The sequence below is a fragment of the Spirosoma flavus genome (assembly GCF_054778555.1).
On sequence record NZ_BAAGZL010000005.1, the window covers coordinates 261,828 to 281,652 of the forward strand.

The 19,825-nt window shown below is 48.9% G+C and carries 14 protein-coding genes; 6 read left to right on the forward strand and 8 right to left on the reverse strand.

Annotated elements, in window-relative coordinates; genetic code table 11:
* Positions 1–272: 272 nt before the first annotated feature.
* The 5 genes from ACYVF1_RS24895 to ACYVF1_RS24915 all read left to right on the forward strand — a co-directional run bounded on the left by ACYVF1_RS24895 (position 273) and on the right by ACYVF1_RS24915 (position 8,544).
* Positions 273–2,597 (forward strand): TonB-dependent receptor, encoded by a 2,325-nt coding sequence (locus ACYVF1_RS24895; RefSeq protein ID WP_461084022.1) that lies wholly within the window; start codon positions 273–275, stop codon positions 2,595–2,597.
* A 116-nt stretch (positions 2,598–2,713) separates the two neighbouring features.
* Positions 2,714–3,271 carry a hypothetical protein gene (locus tag ACYVF1_RS24900; RefSeq protein ID WP_461084024.1) on the forward strand — a complete coding sequence of 186 codons (558 nt, stop codon included), beginning with the start codon at positions 2,714–2,716 and terminating at the stop codon, positions 3,269–3,271.
* 209 nt (positions 3,272–3,480) lie between these two features.
* Positions 3,481–4,233 carry a hypothetical protein gene (locus tag ACYVF1_RS24905; RefSeq protein ID WP_461084027.1) on the forward strand — a complete coding sequence of 251 codons (753 nt, stop codon included), beginning with the start codon at positions 3,481–3,483 and terminating at the stop codon, positions 4,231–4,233.
* Positions 4,234–4,415: 182 nt separating this feature from the next.
* Entirely contained in the window at positions 4,416–7,016 is a 2,601-nt protein-coding gene (locus ACYVF1_RS24910) for a carbohydrate-binding domain-containing protein (RefSeq protein WP_461084029.1), read from the forward strand.
* A 148-nt stretch (positions 7,017–7,164) separates the two neighbouring features.
* Complete coding sequence (locus ACYVF1_RS24915; protein ID WP_461084031.1) at positions 7,165–8,544, forward strand: glycoside hydrolase family 88/105 protein; 1,380 nt, start codon at positions 7,165–7,167, stop codon at positions 8,542–8,544.
* A 117-nt stretch (positions 8,545–8,661) separates the two neighbouring features.
* Here ACYVF1_RS24915 and ACYVF1_RS24920 read toward each other — a convergent pair whose 3' ends face one another.
* Positions 8,662–10,257: a glycoside hydrolase family 43 protein gene (locus ACYVF1_RS24920; RefSeq protein WP_461084033.1), complete on the reverse strand. Its 1,596-nt coding sequence runs from the start codon at positions 10,255–10,257 to the stop codon at positions 8,662–8,664.
* Between the two features lie 100 nt (positions 10,258–10,357).
* Here ACYVF1_RS24920 and ACYVF1_RS24925 point away from each other — a divergent pair, with 100 nt between their 5' ends.
* Positions 10,358–12,034, forward strand: coding sequence for a GH39 family glycosyl hydrolase (locus ACYVF1_RS24925; RefSeq protein WP_461084035.1), 1,677 nt, complete (start codon positions 10,358–10,360; stop codon positions 12,032–12,034).
* Positions 12,035–12,209: 175 nt separating this feature from the next.
* Here the strand turns inward: ACYVF1_RS24925 and ACYVF1_RS24930 are convergent, their stop codons facing one another.
* The 7 genes from ACYVF1_RS24930 to kduI all read right to left on the reverse strand — a co-directional run bounded on the left by ACYVF1_RS24930 (position 12,210) and on the right by kduI (position 19,797).
* Positions 12,210–12,653, reverse strand: a complete 444-nt coding sequence (locus tag ACYVF1_RS24930; protein WP_461084037.1) for a nuclear transport factor 2 family protein — start codon at positions 12,651–12,653, stop codon at positions 12,210–12,212.
* A gap of 141 nt (positions 12,654–12,794) precedes the next feature.
* Complete coding sequence (locus ACYVF1_RS24935) at positions 12,795–13,106, reverse strand: hypothetical protein (RefSeq protein ID WP_461084039.1); 312 nt, start codon at positions 13,104–13,106, stop codon at positions 12,795–12,797.
* 102 nt (positions 13,107–13,208) lie between these two features.
* Positions 13,209–15,632, reverse strand: a complete 2,424-nt coding sequence (locus ACYVF1_RS24940; RefSeq protein ID WP_461084041.1) for a TonB-dependent receptor — start codon at positions 15,630–15,632, stop codon at positions 13,209–13,211.
* Between the two features lie 349 nt (positions 15,633–15,981).
* Positions 15,982–16,566 carry a LutC/YkgG family protein gene (locus ACYVF1_RS24945; RefSeq protein WP_461084043.1) on the reverse strand — a complete coding sequence of 195 codons (585 nt, stop codon included), beginning with the start codon at positions 16,564–16,566 and terminating at the stop codon, positions 15,982–15,984.
* Positions 16,563–17,939 carry a lactate utilization protein B gene (locus ACYVF1_RS24950; RefSeq protein WP_461084045.1) on the reverse strand — a complete coding sequence of 459 codons (1,377 nt, stop codon included), beginning with the start codon at positions 17,937–17,939 and terminating at the stop codon, positions 16,563–16,565. The genes ACYVF1_RS24945 and ACYVF1_RS24950 overlap by 4 nt, the downstream gene beginning before the upstream one ends.
* A 123-nt stretch (positions 17,940–18,062) precedes the next feature.
* Complete coding sequence (locus ACYVF1_RS24955) at positions 18,063–18,797, reverse strand: (Fe-S)-binding protein (protein ID WP_461084047.1); 735 nt, start codon at positions 18,795–18,797, stop codon at positions 18,063–18,065.
* A 154-nt stretch (positions 18,798–18,951) separates the two neighbouring features.
* The gene (kduI, locus tag ACYVF1_RS24960) at positions 18,952–19,797 is read right to left on the reverse strand and encodes a 5-dehydro-4-deoxy-D-glucuronate isomerase (protein ID WP_461084049.1); all 846 of its coding nucleotides are present in this window, start codon (positions 19,795–19,797) and stop codon (positions 18,952–18,954) included.
* Between the last annotated feature and the right edge of the window lie 28 nt (positions 19,798–19,825).

The following is a 19,825-nucleotide window of genomic DNA, read 5'->3' on the forward strand; positions in this document are numbered from 1 at the left end:
AATTTTATTGGTGTAATGTGCTTCTCCCCTCGGGTAGTTTCAAACCGATCTACTGGAGGGGAGAAAATTTATTAATGGTCTAATTTGCAACATTGTTGCAAAAGCCATAGTTTTGCTTCCAGAATCCTCGCTTCTCCTGGTTTGAGAATTCCTCAAACTACCGGTTCCAGAGTTCGCGCGGCTGGTGTCAAATGCATTTTCAATATCGTTCAACGAGCCTTATTTCAATAATCTACATAGCTATATGTATTGCTTTGGCAAGCCATTTAGCTATGGGACAGCAGCCTGGTTGTGACGCTACGTTGAAAGGCATCATCACTAGCGGAGCCGAGCAGCAACCGCTGCCGGGAGCCACAGTTTTCGTGCGCGAAACGGGGCAGGGCGCGCTTACTGATTCACTCGGCCACTATCAACTGACCTACTTATGCCCTGGTCGGTATACGGTCGAATATCGCTACGTTAGTTTCAATACGCTCGTGCAGCGTATTCAAATTCCAATCGATTCGGTACACAACGTATCACTGACATCCGAAAGCATTAGTCTGGCACCTGTTAACGTAACGGAACACCGCTCCGAAGCACAGCAACTACTTCAAAGTCAGGTTAGTCTGTCGGGAACGGAGCTCGACCAGACGCGCGGACAATCACTGGGCGAAAGTTTGAAAGCCTTGGCAGGTTTGTATTCCATCCAGACAGGACCGAGCATTTCAAAACCCGTAATTCATGGGCTTTACAGCAACCGCATTATTGTCCTGAATAACGGAGTACGGCAGGAAGATCAGCAGTGGGGAACGGAACATGCGCCCCAAGTCGACCAGTTTCTGGCCTCCCGGCTGACGGTTATCAAAGGTGCTGCCAGCATCCGATTCGGTTCCGATGCTATTGGGGGCGTTATTTTAATCGAACCCAGAGCCATGCCATCCCAACCGGGCATCCAGGGCGAGTTGAACGTAGTGGGAGCTACAAACGGCCGAATGGGCGCTACGTCTGGACTGCTGGAAGGTGCTTTTGGGCGAAAATTAGCCGGACTGAGTTGGCGGATACAAGGAACGCTCAAGCGTTCAGGCTACGTCCAGACGCCCAATTATTTTCTGGAAAATACCAGTTACCACGAAACCAACTTCTCGGGCGATATTCATTACGAGCACAAAAATCTTGGTGTCGAGTTGTTTTACAGTCGGGTCGATACGAAAGTAGGTCTGTTTACGGGGGCGCAGGTCGGTAGCCTGGCCGATTTATATGCCGCGATTGGGCGCTCTGAGCCATTGATTAAACCGGGCTTTTCGTACGATTTGAAACGCCCGTATCAGGATGTTCAACACGAATTGCTGAAACTGCGAACGTATTGGCACTCAGCCGGTGGAGGTACGTTAACCGCAACGGTGGCCCGTCAGCAGAATACACGACGGGAATATGATTTTGTTTCGTTCAGCGGATCGCTGAATCCTGAATTATATCTGCAATTGATTACGCACACGGCCGATCTTGTGTGGGAACATCGAACGATAAAAACGGCAAAAAATGCAAGTTGGTCGGGGAGTGCGGGCTTCAATGGCATCACGCAGGGAAATGTGCGGCAATACCTGTTTCTGATTCCCAACTTTCGAAATTATGGTGCTGGTTTCTTTGCCATTGAACGCTATGCCACTGGCCCCTGGACCATCGAAGGCGGTTTGCGTTACGATTACCGATGGCTACGAGCGTATTTCCTCGATGAAGCCACCAAGCAGCCTTATAACACTACCCACGTCTGGCAAAATGTCAACGGCTCGCTGGGTGCAGCGTATCAACTGCGCCCTGATTTAACGTTGACGGCCAATCTAAGTACCGCCTGGCGAGCTCCGAACGTAGCAGATTTGTATTCGAACGGGTTGCACCAGAGCGCAGTCGCCTACGAGCGGGGAAACCCGAACTTAAAACCGGAGCAGGCTTACAATGGTAATCTGGTGCTCGCCTACGCCGGTAAACGCTTGAGTGGTGAAATTGGGGCTTACAATAACCTGATTCACAATTATATCTATCTGAAACCTGATTCTGTACCGCTGATACGTCAGCGTGGCGCTTTTCCCGCTTACAGTTACACACAAGTGCGTGCTACGTTCCGAGGTATTGATGCTAGCCTTACCTATAAATTGACTCAGCGGTTGACACTGACAACCAAAAATTCACTGCTGTTTGCCCGGAACCAAACCGACAACGATTACCTCGTTTTTATTCCACCAAACCGCTCCGACAACGCATTACGTTATGATTGGAACACAACTGCACAAACCCGCCTATCTAATCTGTATGTTTCGGTTAGCGGCCTATACGTAGTGCAGCAACGGCGTGTGCCGAACGTAACGACTCGACAGGAGAATGGCCAGCTCATTTTTACCGGCGATTTTGCCCCGCCACCTCCCGCCTATTTTCTGGTAGGAGCTGAGTTCGGTTTTACAGCACAGGTCGGAAAACAAACGATGAGCGTAATTCTTAACGGCTCGAATCTAATGAACGTAGCATACCGCGATTACTTGAATCGTTTCCGCTATTTCGCCGACGAACCGGGACGTAATATCAGCCTAAAAATTAAGCTGCCACTTGGGCTGAAGTCGTAGTCTTGAAAAATTATAGGGTTATTAAGTTGGCTTACAAACGCAACGCTGTAAATCTATATCCCTACTACTCCATAACTCAACAACTTTTAAATTTTACAACCTAACAATTCCATAGTATGAAATCCATCAAACAATCGTTCTGGGTCATTTTAGCCGTGTCTGTATTGGCAGGAGCCTGCAAAAAAGATGAACAGAACGTAACGCCCACGGATGATAACGAAGCCATCACCACCGCTACGTTGCAGCTTGTCAACAAGGCCAACACAAACGAAGTGGTAACAGCAACCATCGAAAACCTGAATACCAGTGCCGATTTCAGTAAAGCAACGCTTACCCTGAAAGCCAACACTACGTATTCGGGCACGATTCAATTGTTCAACAAAACGAAGTCGCCGACACTCGATGTAAGTGCAGAAATTAAATCGGAACAGAACGAACATTTGCTGGTTTATACCCCCTCGGTTGCTACGTTGCTGACAGTTTCCATTACCGATAAAGACACCAATCCATCACCCGGACCTTACCCGGTTGGCCTGACTTTCGATCTCAAAACAAATGCCGCTGCCACCGGAAAACTCAACGTTCGACTTCGGCATCAACCGGGAGCCAAGAACGGTACGTCGACGCCCGGCACCGACGATTTGAATACGGATTTTACTGTTGTGGTACAGTAAATTTAAAGAGTGAAAGAGCGAAACCCTCTTACCAACTTTTCGCTCTTTCACTCTTTGATAGAGGTATAATTTTTTGTGTAATTGGCAACTTGATTGTTGCTAAAGCTTTCTGGTTTTCACTTTCATGTTACCAAAATAACCAGTTAAAAATGACCTATTGATAAGTTGAACGTCTCAATAAGGCGTATTAACTTTTTAACATGATGAAAATGCCTAATTCCCTTTTTTCGCAAACGGCACTGGGTGTGGTGGCTGGAATGCTGCTGCTTGTTATGTCCTGTAAAGGACCCGAAGGTCCACAAGGGCCTGCTGGTCCCGCCGGTCCAACGGGAGCCACGGGTGCTACAGGTGCTACGGGGCCTGCCGGTGCGAGTGGAGTAGCTGGGGCTACAGGTCCTGCCGGCCCAGCCGGACCAACGGGTAATGCCAACGTAGTGTATACCGCCTGGAAAACGCTTGATCTGAGCAGTAGTTATTACCGCAGCCCAGACAATAAGGAATTTTTTATCGGTAACGACAACAACACGGCGAATGCTACGCTGACGAAAGACGTACTCGATAAGTCAGTGGTTTACGTTTATTTCAAGGTAAACCGGAAGCTGAACACCGGCTCAACTATTACGCTACAGGAGCTTATTAATCCGATAAACGCACTAGGTCATATAAAAATACCTGGACGTACTACTAACGTGGATGATGATTATATGCTTTATGAAGTATCGCATGATTATCTGGGTGTAAACTACTTACGTTTAACGGTGCACGGCTATACAACAAATGCGGCTGGCACAGCCATTCCTGAGTTTGTCGGGAAAACCGCTGCCGATTTCCGGGCTTTGTTTACAACATTGCCTCAATACCGCATCGTCATTATTAACGGAAGTACGCCGGGCGGACGTAGTGGCGCGGTTGATTTCAAAAACTATGCGTCAGTAAAGCAGGCGTTTAACTTGCCCGACTAAGCTTTTGCGTTCCCACCATAGCTTGTAAGGCCACCGAGACATCTCGGTGGCCTTTTTTTCTGATTTGCAGGCATGTATTCTTAACCGACAAAATCCCCCAATTCACCTCTTTTCTAGCAGTTTATGCCACGTTCTCGATAGTATTCTCGTACTATATACGACACCTTATTGTGACTGTTAGAATGAATAAAAGAATTTTCTCAGTACTTGCCGTACTAGTATTAGTTGTTGTAATCGCCCTATCTTGTAAGACAAACGAAGTTGTAACAAACACCCCAACCATTTCGGCACTAAACTGTTCGTCGGCTACATTTTCGGCTTCGGCTACGAGTGGAGCCTCTTACACGGCTAAAGTCACTGTGCCTTATACAGGCGGAAATGGCATGGCTTATGCCGAAGGAACCCCTGTTTCATCGTCGGGCGTTACGGGATTAACCGCAACTTTATCGGCAGGAAATTTGAACAGCGGAAGTGGTAACGCCAGTTTTGTCATTACCGGAACACCCGTATCGGCAGGTACGGCCAGTTTTTTAATAAACCTGGGTGGGCAATCCTGTACGCTGGCGTTACCTGTTGCTGTGTCAAAAGCCAGTATCTCAACCTTAGTAACGTCAACAACACCTGCCAGCGGAACCGTTGGGATGACGTATTCGAGTTCCGTTACGTTCGGGTACACAGGTGGCAATGGTGGAACGTATGATATGTCAATGGCTACGTCGACAGGCGTTGAAGGGCTAACCGCTACCGTATCCGCCGGAACGCTCGCCAATGGCGCTGGTACGCTGGTTTACACGATTTCGGGAACGCCAACCTCGGCGGGAACCGCTACGTTCACTATAAGTTTGGGCGGCCAAAGTGTTACGTTAACTATCGTGATTGCTGCATCGGGTACGGGTACGGCAACAGCGGCCAAGGATACCGTTGTGATTGTGTATTCGGGTACAACGGTGAATGTAAACAATGCTTTTCAGGATGCAGGCGTAAGCGTGGCGGTTAGTGGTGCAGATGTAACCGTCAAATCGACTAATACCAGTAAAGAAATAGTCTATGCTTTATCGGGAACAGCTACAAAAGGGAGTTTCAAGATTTATAGCGAATACAAATACAACATCGCGCTGAAAGGAGTGAGCCTGACCAACAGCAATGGACCTGCCATCAATAGCCAGTCGAGCAAAAAAGCGACGATTAACGTAGTGAGCGGCACTACCAATACATTGGTTGATGGTGCTACGTATGCCACAAGTTCGGAAGACCAGAAAGGTACGTTCTTCAGCGAGGGCCAACTCAGTTTTATGGGAACCGGCACGCTGAACGTAACGGGCAATAATAAACATGGCATTGTGGCCGACGATTATATCTACGTGAGTGAAGCAACGATCAACATAAAATCGGCGGCAAAAGACGGTATCCACGCCAACGATTATTTCATGATGGATAACGGAACGGTTACGATCACCGCGTCCAGCAACGGGATTGAGGCCGAAGAAGGTTATGTAACCATTAGCGGAGGTTCATTAACAGTGAATAGTGTTGATGATGGCATAACAGCGTCTTACGAAGGTACCGATGCTACCGTTACGCCTTATCTTTTAATCAAAGGTGGCAAAATCAACGTAACGACAACGGGCGATAAAGGGAACGCTCTCAAGAGTGAAAGTTATACCACAATTGGCACCGCCGATGCAATAACCCTTGCTGTTAGCGGTAAAGGCGCAAAAGGGATCAAAACGTCCGGCGATTTTACCTTAAACTCAGGAACAATCAAGATCACAGTTTCGGGCGCTGCATACTACGTAGCGGCCGACGCGGACATTGCGGCTCCGGCAGGTATCAACTGTGATAAAAATTTAGCTATCAAAGGCGGTAATTTGACCATTACTGCAACTGGATTAGGTGGGAAAGGTATCAGCGTCGACGGTACGGCTACCGTGAGTGGTGGAGTCAATACTATTACGGTTTCAGGAGCAAATTATACGTACAGCAGTTCGCTGACCAGTGACGCAAAAGGGTTTAAAAGTGACGGCGCTTTTGTCATGAACAACGGCGAACTCAATATTTCGGCTACCGATGATGGTCTAAAATCTGACGCTTCGATTACGGTAAATGATGGGACAATAAACGTAACGAAATCGTATGAAGGTATGGAGTCAATCTTCATCACTATAAATGGTGGGGTAACGAACCTAACGGCTTCTAATGATGGTATCAATACGTCTTACGGCACCGTTTCGGGCGGAACAGAATCTAATGATAACAGCGCTCTGAACGTAAACGGGGGCGTGTTAATCGCCACAGGATCAGACGCTATAGATAGTAACGGTAATTTCACCATAAAAGGCGGAACGGTAATTTCAAACGGTAATGAAGACATCGACGTTAACGGTAATTTCCTCGTTAACGGGGGTGTGTTGATCGGCGCAGAGCCCGGTAATAACATGACCAAAGCGATGAGCACGGCTTCTTCGCAGGTTGGCCTGTTTATCAAGTCGAGCGCTCAGGTAGCAACGTCTTCACTCATTCATATTGAAGATGCTTCCGGGAAAGATTTGTTAACGTTTAAACCAAAAACGGCTTCTTCGTATTTCCACTTTTCCAGTCCAGGTTTAGCGAAAAGTACAGCTTACAAAATTTATTTTGGAGGAAGTTATACCGGAGGAAATTTTGTCGGAAACACTTCAGGTTGGGGCTTGTATACGGGCGGAACCTATTCTAATTCCGGAGCAACTTTGAAGAGTTCCCCCACCACGTCGGGAAGTAGTAACGTAAACACGTTATCGTTTTAAAGCTGATCTAATCCATTTCTGAAACCGGCACAAGCGTGACTCGTGCCGGTTTTGCTATAGTGGCAGGAAGGTACAGGATAGAGGATATTCAGGGACTCGTCAACTTTAGATTTATTACGTATCACTCACCTAACTTCGAAACTTACCTATGTTCAGTCTGTTACGCTTTTCTGCCATCCGGCTCCGTTACGTTGGTCCGGTTGTCGGGTTACTACTAAGTATTTTAGTACAAGCCCAGCCAGCCAAAACCAACGATTCAACCACTCCGCTTCACCTGCTGAAACCTAATTATCCCGTACCCTACGGTCAGCCGAGCGTGGCGAACGTAACGGCGGTGTTAAATCGAATTTATACGTACCTGGATGCTAATACGCCCACGCAACTCATTGATAAAGAGACAAAAAAAGATATTACGGCGAGCGCTACGTTCAATCCGAACGCCATTTTTAAACCCGGTGATTTTCGGCTGATTAGTTACGAATGGGGCGTTACGTACATGGGAATGCTACTAGCTACCGAAGCCACTGGCGATGCCCGTTACGCTGATTATACCAACAAACGGCTCAAATTTATTGCCGACCACGTACCGTATTTTCGGGGGCAGGTGCAGGCCGATCCGCACGCCAATACGCCCATGCGTTCGGTGATGGCACCTCACGCCCTCGACGATGCCGGGGCCATGTGTGCGGCTATGATCAAAGCCAGTCGGGCGGGGGGCGTGAAGGCGGAATTGCGTCCACTTATCGATCATTACGTTGATTACATTCAGAACAAAGAGTTTCGGCTATCGGATGGTACGCTGGCGCGCAACCGGCCGCAGCCCAATACGCTCTGGCTCGATGATCTGTTCATGAGCGTACCGGCTCTGGCGCAGATGGGCAAACTCACCGGTGAACGCAAATACTACGACGAAGCTGTGAAACAGGTGACGCAGTTTTCCAAACGCATGTTCAATCAACAGAAAGGATTGTACATGCACGGCTGGGTCGAAGGGATGACGGTTCATCCGGAATTTCACTGGGCGCGGGCCAACGGCTGGGGGATTTTGACGGCGGTTGAATTGCTCGACGTATTACCCGAAGATCATCCGGGTCGGCCAGCTATTCTGGACATACTACGTGCCCACGCGAAGGGATTGGCGTCTCAGCAGTCGGGTTCGGGATTCTGGCACCAACTGCTTGATAAGCATGACTCGTATCTGGAAACTTCAGCCACGGCGATTTATGTATATTCGTTCGCCAGAGCCATCAACAAAGGTTGGCTCGACCCGCTGGCGTATGCACCCGCTACGTTGCTAGGCTGGAACGCCCTTGCTACCAAAGTGACAGACAAAGGGCAGGTGGAAGGGGTTTGCGTAGGCACCGGCATGGGCTTCGACCCGGCTTTCTACTACCATCGGCCAATTAATCCGTATGCGGCTCACGGCTATGGTCCGGCGTTACTGGCAGGTGCTGAGGTAATTAGCATGCTCAAAAAGCATGCTTTTGAAATCAACGACAGTTCGTTGCAGCTTTTGCAGAAGAAATAAGTCTTGGTGAGTTATAAAGTTATCGGGTTATGCAGGAGTAACGTTTAAAACCGCTGGAGCGGAACGTGATACCTGTATAACCCGATAACTTTTTTGAATCTTGGGATTAGATAATTTCTATTTATACTCCAGTTGAACGGAGCGAATATAGCCTGCCTTGCCTTGTGGTCCTGATACCGTGAGGCCGAGTCGTGGGGCTCGATCCCAGCGGGGGAGTTGCGAACCTTCGATGGAGGTTTCCGTAATCGGCATGAATTTGCCGCCTTTGTCAAGCCAGCCGAAATCCAGAAGTTTGCCGGTACGGCTATTTAGCTGTAACGTAACATTCGATACGTTATCCGGAAGCGACTGCGATTTCAGTACGTTTTTTACGCCGTCTTTGACCTGCCAAAGTTCCAGCGTGTTTTTCCGTACCCCCAAGCCTGTTGCATTATTGGCATCCCCATACACACAAATACTTTGAAGCAGATCGCTTTTGGAGTTAGCTACATCGACGGAGAACGTATACGTGCCTTTATGAAGAACTACCCCCAGGAAACTACCAATTGCCTGCGTGGAATTATTGGTCAACTGCAACTGATCATCTTTTATAGTATAGGACGGTTTAGGTGAAGTTACATCCCATACCCAGCGTATCTCAGGTGTTTTTTTTGCAAAATCAGCACTTATGCCCTCATCTTTTTTCTGAGCAATCCCCAGAGGAGATTCGGCCTGAGCCGGAGCAGCCGTTCCGTACCGAAAAGAAGGCCACTGCGTTTTCTCATCCCAGACCATTTCGCTCAATAAGCCCTGACGACCAATGTTCGTAAAATCGACGCCACTGTAAGCGTGGTGCAAATAAAAATAGCGACCATCTGGCGTCGTGACCACCGTTCCGTGACCCGGACACTTCCAGTCGTCATTACTGGTCAACACCGGATTCTGGGCATATCTTTCCCAGGGACCCTGTAGCTTTTCAGCGCGGGCCAAACCAACCTGATAATTACATTTTGGACCGCAGCAGGCATTGCCCGAATAAGTCATGTAATAGTACCGCCCCCGTTTGAAAATGGCCTGCCCTTCGGCTCCGCCCGCTTCCCAGGTATTGCGGTCCGCTTTCAGTAGCGTAAACTCTTTCCCAACCACTTTTAACCCGTCAGGTGATAGCTCCGCGCCCAAAAGTTCGATGTCTTTGCCCTTGTCGAGGCCGTATGCTTTCCAGGTAATAAATAGTTTTCCATTGTCCTCAAGTACGTAGGCGTCAATGGCTTCACTGGTCCATTCGATGATTAAACCATGATCGGTGAATCCCTGGCGGAGATCGCGGGTAGTGGCCACACCAATGTAGGAATGCTTGTCCGATTTTCGTCGGGCGGTGTAGTATATGTAATACAGGCCTTTATGATAGAACAGTTCAGGCGCCCAGAAACTGCCCATTGTCCACGCAGGCAAGTCTTTGAAAACGGGTCCAACGTACTGCCAGTTAACCAAGTCGGTTGACGTATAAATAGGGTAGGGCGGCCCCCATTCCGACGACGTACCAGCGGCATAATACACGTTGCCAACCCGGATAATCGACGGGTCGGCAAAGTCGCCGGCAATAACCGGATTCTGATACGTAGTGGTTGATTTAGGCTTCTGAGCCAGACTGGGTAACGTTAGTAAAAGAGCGATTAAGAGATAAGGAATATAATGCATTCGATAAGAGGTTTCGCGAAGATAGTGGGTTTTCATGGCAACTCAGGAGAGATGGAAAGAGTAGGCCAGCCAGATTTTATACTTGAGAATGGCAACGTATCAATACTTCCATTTACAACTAGAAGCCCAATACCTAATGCGGTATACAAATTTACTGATTACCTGCCTATTGCTAATAACGTCCGTTGTTAAGGCGCAAACCGCTACGTCGCCTGCTCGTCTGCGGGTCGACCTGAATTCAGAAATCGGTCCGATGAAGCCAATTTATGCGTGGTTTGGCTATGATGAACCGAATTACACGTACATGAAAGACGGCAAGAAACTGCTTACCGAACTGGCGGCATTGAGTCCAGTGCCTGTTTTTGTCCGAGCGCATAACCTGCTGACAACGGGCGATGGTACGCCCGCCCTCAAATGGGGATCGACCAACGCTTATACGGAAGATGCATCAGGAAAGCCCATTTATGACTGGACGATCGTTGACCGGATTTTTGATACGTATGTGCAGCGAGGGATGAAACCGCTGGCGCAAATCGGATTTATGCCCGAAGCTATGTCGACGCATCCACAGCCCTACAAACACGACTGGAAACCCGGTGCTTCTTACAACAAAGTCTGGACGGGATGGGCGTACCCGCCAAAAGATTACGAAAAATGGGCTGAACTGGTTTATCAGTGGGTCAAACACTGTACCGAACGATACGGTAAAAAAGAAGTCGAAAGCTGGTATTGGGAACTTTGGAACGAACCGGATATCAGTTATTGGCGGGGTACGTTGCCTGAATATCTAAAGCTTTACGATTACACCGCCGATGCCGTAAAACGGGCGCTACCCACAGCCCGGATGGGCGGATGTGATGCCACCGGTGGTGCTCAGAAATTTCTCGATGCCTTTCTAAAACACTGTTTGCAGGATACTAACTACGTAACAAAAAAGATCGGTGCTCCACTCGATCTCATACTTTTCCACGCGAAAGGGTCGCCGAAAGTGGTTGATGGGCGTGTGGTGATGAATATGGGTACGCAGCTACGTAACATCAATAACCATCTTCAGATTATTGCCAAATACCCGCAGCTAAAACAGACGCCGATTGTCATTGGCGAATCGGACCCGGAAGGTTGCGCAGCCTGCGGCATGATGACAAACCCCGAAAATGCGTACCGGAATGGCACCATGTATTCGAGTTACACAGCCGCTTCGTTTGCCCGTAAATATGCCTTGATGGACCAGCTTGGATTGAATTTGATTGGCGCCGTTTCATGGTCGTTCGAGTTTGAGAACCAGCCGTGGTTCGCCGGTTTCCGCGATCTGGCTACGAATGGCGTCGACAAGCCGGTGTTAAACGTATTCAGGATGTTCGGCAAGATGACAGGCCAGCGTGTGAAAGTGGAAAGCAACCGGATGTATGATCTGAAAATGGCCGTCGATTCGAGCATCCGAAGCCAGTCAACCGATGTAGGTGGATTTGCCACGAAAGACAAAAAATCAGCCTCGATTATGGTCTGGAATTATCACGATGAAGATCGACAGGCCGCTGCCGAACCAGTCCAGGTTACAGTTGCTGGATTACCCAACGGTAACGTAACAATGACTCAATATCGCATCGATAACGAACACAGCAACTCGTATGAAGTCTGGAAAAAAATGGGTTCACCGCAACAGCCCACTACTGCGCAGATCGCTGAATTAGAAAAAGCGGGACAGCTACAAACCATAGGAAAAACTCAGAAACTGAACGTAGCATCCGGCACCGCCGACATACGTATTGACCTGCCCCGGCAGGGTGTTGCTTTACTGAAAATGGATTGGTAGTAGCAGTTCTACATTTCTTAAGAAAAGGAACTATTGGGAATCAGGCAGGTGAGTTCAGGAGAGTTGGTTCAGAAACAATCTCGTATTTTATGCAATACGTTTTATCATAGGTTTTGCAGGATAAGCCCACCAGACTTCTGATGGGCTTATTTTTGGTACGTAACACAGCGCTACGTTAGATTTTAACGGCCTGCCGGGCCAGCAATTTCCAGCCTCCCTGCTGTTTTACCCACACTGTTAATACGCCTAGTTTCACCTGGCCGGGGTCTTTTCCACGATCCTGCGATTCGCCCATCAACTTATGCCGAACGATAGCCGTACTGCCCACAACCGAAACGGTCTGATCGGCCAGGGTAATCGATTTAAAGTCGTATTGGCCTGAAACGTATGCTTCAATTAATTCCGCCTGCGTTTCGAGTTTCCCGTTCGAGTGGCCGTAGCTCAATTCCTTGGCCGTAATGGCTTCCAGTTTTGCTTTATCGGGATCGACGAGCAGCGAACGAAACTGCTCGACGGCCTGCTCAACGGCGGTTACATCTTTTGAGTCGCCTTTCTGGGCGAAACTGTTGGTAGTCAGCATACTATAAATAGCAATTAGGGTAAGCGCAATTGTTTTCATGGACTTGCGTGCTAAGAATTTGATAGATCGTTTCCTTTTTGAAAAGGATAAACGCTCATTTTTTACCGTAACTCAGGCGCAAAAAAAGAGCGATAACCTTGTTAAGTCATCGCTCTCAAACGGGCGCCGAAGGGCTACGTGTTATTTATCAACTTTTTCTTTAACTTTTTTCGCTTCGGTACTAACGGCACGGCCAGTCGCTTTGGAAGCTTTCGTAACGGCGCGTCCGGTTGCTTTCGCGCCTTTCGCTACAGCTTTTCCGGTTGCTCTACCGGCTGTTCCAACAGCGTGAGCTCCATCGGCCACACCATTTTCTACTTTATCGCCTACGCGTTTTACGTCTGTTCTCGTCTTTTCTTTACGTTCTGCGCGAACAGTCGCGTCGTCCTGAGCAAATGCGCCGGTTGTTAGTGCCGCGCAGAGAGCCATTGTTAAAAGCCAATTCGTTTTCATAACTGATAAGTTGTTGGTAGTTACGGAGTCATACTCCGGATACGTGGGTCGCATCAGCCATATAACGACGCAGGAGTAAAGTTTGTTTATGACTTTACGTTGTCAAAACTCGCCGTCTGTTGGTTCTTTGGTTTTCTTTTTGGCCTGATGCAGTCGGTAGTTGAACGTCAGATTGATCTGGCGAAGGCGTCCTTGTGAATTGCTTTCCGTATAAAAATTGGCCCCTTCCGTAATGCTTCGATAACGACGAGAATTGAAGACATCCAAAACGTTAAGTACAATGGTTCCGTTGTTGTTCAGTACGTCCTTGCTGAACGACAGATCCAACGTAGCAATTGCTTTGCGGGTGCCTTGTGGGGTTTTCTGTGGGGCCTCATAATTACCACGCATCTGGAAATCAGTCTTGTTCCAGAACGTGATACGAGACGTCAATCGGGTGAACCAGCTATACGTATCACTTTGGTAACTGGCATCCAGATTGCCGCCGTTGGTAATAGCGCGGAAAAAGTTGGCGCTACCGTCAAGCTTCCACCACTTTCTCAAAGCATACGAACCCGTGACTTCCGCGCCGTACGAATCTTCGGTAGCCAGATTTTCGGGGCGGGTGTTCGAATTACCGAGTGCATCGACCCGGCGAATCCGAATGATTTTGCCCGTAGTATATCGGTAGTACACCGACGAACTGAACGACCCCCGCTCAACGTATTTGACATGCCCTATTTCGTAGGCATCGGTAAATTCAGGATTAAGATCGGGATTACCACTGAAGAAATTCCGGTTATCGCTGAAGGTCATGAATGGACTCAAATCGTTGTATTGCGGCCGACGAACCCGGCGACTGTAGCTGGCCTGAACCGCGTGTTGTTTGGGCAGATCATACGTAGCGTGAACGCTCGGAAACAGGTTGGCGTAGCTACGTGGATTCACATCATTCGTTTGTTTCAACGTAGTGGTTACGGCTGTCCACTCGGCTCGCAATCCAAGTTGATACGAGAATTTGCGCATTTTATTCCCGACAATCCCATAGAGTGCGTTGATTCTTTCTTCGTACAGAAAGTCGTTGGTCAGGCCGGGTAAGTGAAACGACGTACCATCGGGATTTTGCTGCGTAACAACGTAGTCGTTGGTCATATTTCGCGTACTGCTACGTAGTCCGCCTTCCAGTTTACCGTCTTTTTTGAACGGACGAACGTAGTCGATCTGCACCAGAAACTGCTTTTCGGTTTCATCGTTGATGGCCCGCTGTAACGTACTAGGAACGGTTGTTGACGGTGCTCCCGTCGGCAGAAACGTTTGCTGCGCGAAAATCTGGTCTGATTTTTCCCAGTTGTCCAGATAGCGAACGTCGGCGGTAAGTTCGTGACCTTCACGAGCGAAGGTTTTTTTGTAACTTAGCGCGTATTCAGAATTCGGCTCCGTTTCGGTTTCATCCTGAGTCCGGTTTGTAAACGATTGCAGTACGTTGCTGTTGGGTTTATAATCCAGGTATTGAATGTCAGAAAAACGCTTGCCTTTGCTGATGCGCCACGTGTAGGATGCTGTCAGAATACTTTTGGGCGAAAAGAAATAATCAAGACCGGCGCGGGCGTTATTATTCTGCCCTTTCAACTGGCTGGTCGACGACTGACGGTAGGCGAACGTAGTGTCATTTCGGTACGTTTCCTGATACAGCGAATTCCGGCCGGGCGTATTGCGGAATGACGCCGTGTAATTGATGAAGAAATTCAGGTTTTTACGACGGTAATTGACATTAGCCGCAGCGCCGAAATTCGTCGGATAACCGGTTATTACGTCGAACGAGCCGTTGAAACCTTCTTTTCGCTCTTTTTTCAGCACGATGTTAATGACGCCACCCATGCCCTCCGCTTCGTAACGAGCCGACGGATTTGTGATAACTTCAACCCGCTCAACCATGCTGCCCTGCAACTGTTGCAACCCGGCTGCACCCTTGATACTGACCAGCCCCGACGGCTTCCCATCGATTAAAATTCGAACGCTGTTGCTTCCCCGCAGACTCACATTGCCCTCGCCATCAACAGCTACCGACGGAATATTCTTCAAAATATCAGACGCCGTTCCGCCCGCATTGGCCAAGTCTTTGCCGACGTTGAAAATTCGTTTGTCCAGCGACAGTTCCATCTGACTTTTCTCACCGACAACAACCACTTCATCCAGACGTTTGGTGCTGGATTTCATAACAGATGCACCAAGCTGAACATCCTGATTGGTTACGTGAATATCAGGAACAGTTTTTTCCTGGTAGGAAACAGCGCTGATTTTTAAGAAATAATGACCGGGTTTTGCCGCCAGTTCAAACTTACCTGCTTCGTCAGTTACTACACCCGAAAGAGGTTTTGAACCCCCATCCTGATATAGGGCAATCGACGCAAACGGAACGGGTTTGTTTTCTTCATCGACAAATGTTCCCCGAATCCAGGTTTGGCGCGAAGTGCTGGTTTGAGCAAAAACGGAAGCTGAGAATAGGAAAAAAAGTAGAAAATGAAACGTAGTAAAAATTCCCTTCATGGTTGAGTAATTGTTTGCAAATCAGTTTGGTATTAGAGGAAACAGAATAGGAGAATTAAGTGATACGTAACGTTCGAAAGCGATTAGAGTGCCGGAAACGTCAGGCGTTACAATCTACTAAATCGGAAAAAAGAAGTGATGATGTGCAGTTCCAGATTAAAGAACTTTCAGACGCCTATCTACCAGTTGAAATTGCAAAAAATTAATACGGTTGTGCTAGAACAGTCCCCTTTTGACCCCTAACGTAGCACCAAAGAAATATGGCCCCGACAGGCTCCGGCTGTCGGAGTCGCGCTAGCGACTAAATAGTAACTACTCCGACAGCCGGAGCCTGTCGGGGCCAGTTAAATCAAGGAAGAATATACACAATCAACGAACGCGCACCGTGGGCACCGATGACCAGACTCTGTTCGATGTCGGCGGTTTTTGAAGGGCCCGACAGGAACGTACCAAACCCCGTTGTGTTGACTGTGATACGTTGGTAGGCGTCGTGCATGTTCGGCACGAGGGTCGATTCCCGGATGACAATCGCCAGATACTGCGTAATCATTGGCGTTACGCGTTGGGGTAACTGGCGTTCATCGAGCCAGATAGCGCCATTTTCAGCCACGGCCAGCTGCCCTTCAATAATGGCCAGGTTCAAGCTTGCCAACTCGTGCGGGTCAGTAACAGTTAACGTAGTATCAGTCAGCGGAGCCAGTTCCGGAATGGTCGTTGCTACGTTCGTGAGGCCAGGATAATAGCCCTGAACATGCTTTATAATGGCATCGTAATCGGCTACCCGTTCAGCTTTCCCGCCTACAAACGCCAGTATATCCGTGAATTGCTGCACTAGGTCAGGGAAAACGGACGTGAATGTAAACTGCTCTGGCAGAGGACGTAGCGTGGGCTGATTAGCCTGAACGTTAGCCAGAATTTTTTCGCGGGATGTCATGATTTCTTGTTTTTAACGTACCAGTCACGGAAACTTTCGGACGGTGGATTTGGCATTTCCCGCTGATTATACCACGGATTGAAGCGATTTTCGGCCACAGCGGGTGAGAAACGTAACACCCCGCGCCCGATTTTACCCGCCATTCGATACAATCGGGGCGATTCGAGTACGGTAGCCATCGCTTTCATAGCCGCGCCTTTGCCGGTCGTTCCGTACCCCTCGCGCATGAGCACTTGCCGCCATTTATAAAGCTGGTCGTGAATATCGATTTTAACCGGGCAAACGTTTGAGCAAGAGCCGCATAACGTAGACGCAAACGGCAGATCGGCGTTGAGTTTCATGTCCAGATTGGGTGCCAGAATGGAGCCAATCGGTCCGGCCACCGCACTGTGATAACTATGTCCACCCGAACGTCGGTAAACAGGACATGTATTCATACACGCAGCGCAGCGAATGCACTTGAGCGAATTTCGAAACTCTTTCCGACCCAACTGGCGGCTACGGCCATTATCAACAATAATCAGGTGCATTTCCTGACCCGGACGCGGTTTGTGGAAATGACTGGAGAACGTAGTGATAGGCTGTCCGGTTGCTGAGCGAGCCAGCAATCGCAGAAAAACGCCCAGGTGTTCGGCGCGGGGAATGATCTTTTCGAAACCCATGGCCGCAATATGTACATCAGCCAGGTGAGCGCCCATATCGGCGTTGCCTTCGTTGGTGCAGACCACAAATCCGCCGGTTTCAGCAATAGCGAAATTGACGCCCGTCAAGGCCACTTTGCGGGTCAGGAATGTATCACGCAGGTGTTGCCGGGCGGCTTCGGTGAGGTATTGTGGGTCGGTGGCGCCTTTCTCCGTACCAAGATGCTCATGGAACGTTTCACCGACATCCGCCCGGGTAAGGTGAATGGCGGGGAGCACAATATGCGAAGGTGGCTCTTTCCGCATCTGTACGATACGTTCGCCTAAGTCGCTGTCAATCACCTCAATGCCGTGATGGGTAAGGAAGTCATTCATGTGGCATTCCTCGGTCAGCATCGACTTCGACTTCACCATGCGGTTTGCCCCAGCTTTCTGAATAAGGCTCAACACAATGGCGTTGTGTTCGTCGGCGTTTTCGGCCCAGTGAACATGGATGCCATTCTTTTTGGCATTTTCCTCGAACTGCACCAGCAGGTCGTGCATGTTCGATAATACGTGGTTTTTTATCTGCGAAGCGGCCTCCCGCAACGCTTCCCATTCGGGAATCAGGGCCGCTGCCCGGTCACGCTTGGACCGTACAAACCAGAGCGTCTCGTCGTGCCAGTCAACGCGGGGTTCGTTCTTGTTGAACACGGCCGAAGCCGTAGCGTGGTCTAAATTGAGCTGGTTCATCTACTTCTGTTGTAAAGTTATAGAGTTATACAGTTGTAGGGTTATAGCGTTGTAAAGTTTTGTAGTTCTACAGTATGCGAATCCAACTTTACAACCATACAACTCTATAACCATACAACTTCCTTATACCGTTGCGGTTAATATTTCGGCGATGTGCTTAATCTGTACGTTACTGTTGCTACGTTTCAGTATTCCTTCCATATGCATCAGGCACGATACGTCGACGCCGGTAATGTAATTGACGCCGTGGCGCAGGTGGTCAGCAACACGGTCTTTGCCCATTTTGGCCGATACCGCTTCTTCCATTACGCAGAACGTACCGCCAAACCCGCAACACTCGTCCCGACGGTCAAGCTGAACGAGTTCCAGCCCGTCGACTAGATTGAGTAACTGCACAGGTTTCGAAAATTGTGGCAGCATCCGTTCTGTCATCTGCGCCAATCCTAGACCCCGCTGACCGTGGCAGCTCTGGTGCAGGCCAACGCGGTAGGGGAACGTAGCGTTCAGCGAAGATACTTTCACTACGTCGGTTAGAAACTCGGTCAGCTCATAGATCCGGGAACGGATGGTAGTCGCTTCGGTTTCATTGCTGGCGTGCAGGTGGTCTTTGATATGTAACGTGCAGCTTCCCGAGGGTGATACAATGTAATCGTATCCCGAAAAGTTACGCACGAAGTTCTCATTGCACCCACCCGTCAGATTTTCAAAGCCGGAGTTGGCCATAGGCTGGCCGCAGCAGGTCTGTTGCAGCGGATAATCGACCTCACAACCAACACTTTCCAGCAATTTTAACGTAGCAATGGCAACGTGCGGATAAAACTGATCGACGTAGCAGGGAATAAATAGACCGACTTTCATAGTAATTCATTCAGCATCAATACGTATCAAAACCTGCTCAAAGAACTGTGCTGACACGTTCGTTATCTTGACTTTATTATAACGCTTTACCTTGCTCGCAAATGTATAGGCAACTGCGGCTTAAGCCATCCTGTACTTTCCTATACCATACCTATTATCGCAATTCTGGAATCGGGCAAACGTCCATATCGCCGTAATCGAGGTTTTCACCGGCCATACCCCAGATAAATGTGTAATTCGACGTACCGGCTCCCGAATGAACCGACCAGTTGGGCGAAATGACAGCCTGCTCATTCTGAATCCAGATGTGGCGGGTTTCCTGCGGTTGACCCATGAAGTGACAAACGCTCTGACCGTCGGGGATATCAAAATAAAGATAAACTTCCATTCGCCGATCATGCGTGTGAGCAGGCATGGTGTTCCAGACGCTGCCAGGTTTCAATTCGGTCATGCCCATCTGAAGCTGGCAGGTAGGTAGTACGCTATTTACCAGTAATTTATTGATAGTCCGGTGATTAGCCGTATCCTGACTGCCCAGTACCACTACGTCGGCGTCTTCGCGCGAAACTTTTCGGCTGGGATACGTCATGTGAGCAGGGGCCGAGTTCAGGTAAAATTTAGCCGGATTAGCGGCATCTTCAGACCGGAATTCAACCTGCTGGGTACCTTTTCCTAAGTAAAGTGCTTCTTTACGGGCCAGCGAATACGTCTGACCATCGGCCACCACCTGACCAGGGCCACCAATATTGATGATGCCCAGTTCGCGACGTTCCAGAAAATAAGCAGCTTTGAGATTTTCGGGCGTTTCCAGCGTAATGGGGCCATTTACGGGCATGGCACCACCCGTCATGTAGCGGTCATAAAAAGACAGAACCCACGGACATTGATCGGCGATGAAAATCGTTTCAATGAGGAAGTTCTGACGTAACTGGGCTGTATCCATGCCCTTAACTTCGGTGGGTGAACTTGTAAATCGACTTGAAAATGCAGGTTGGCTCATGAGACTGAAATAGAGTATCGTAAACAAA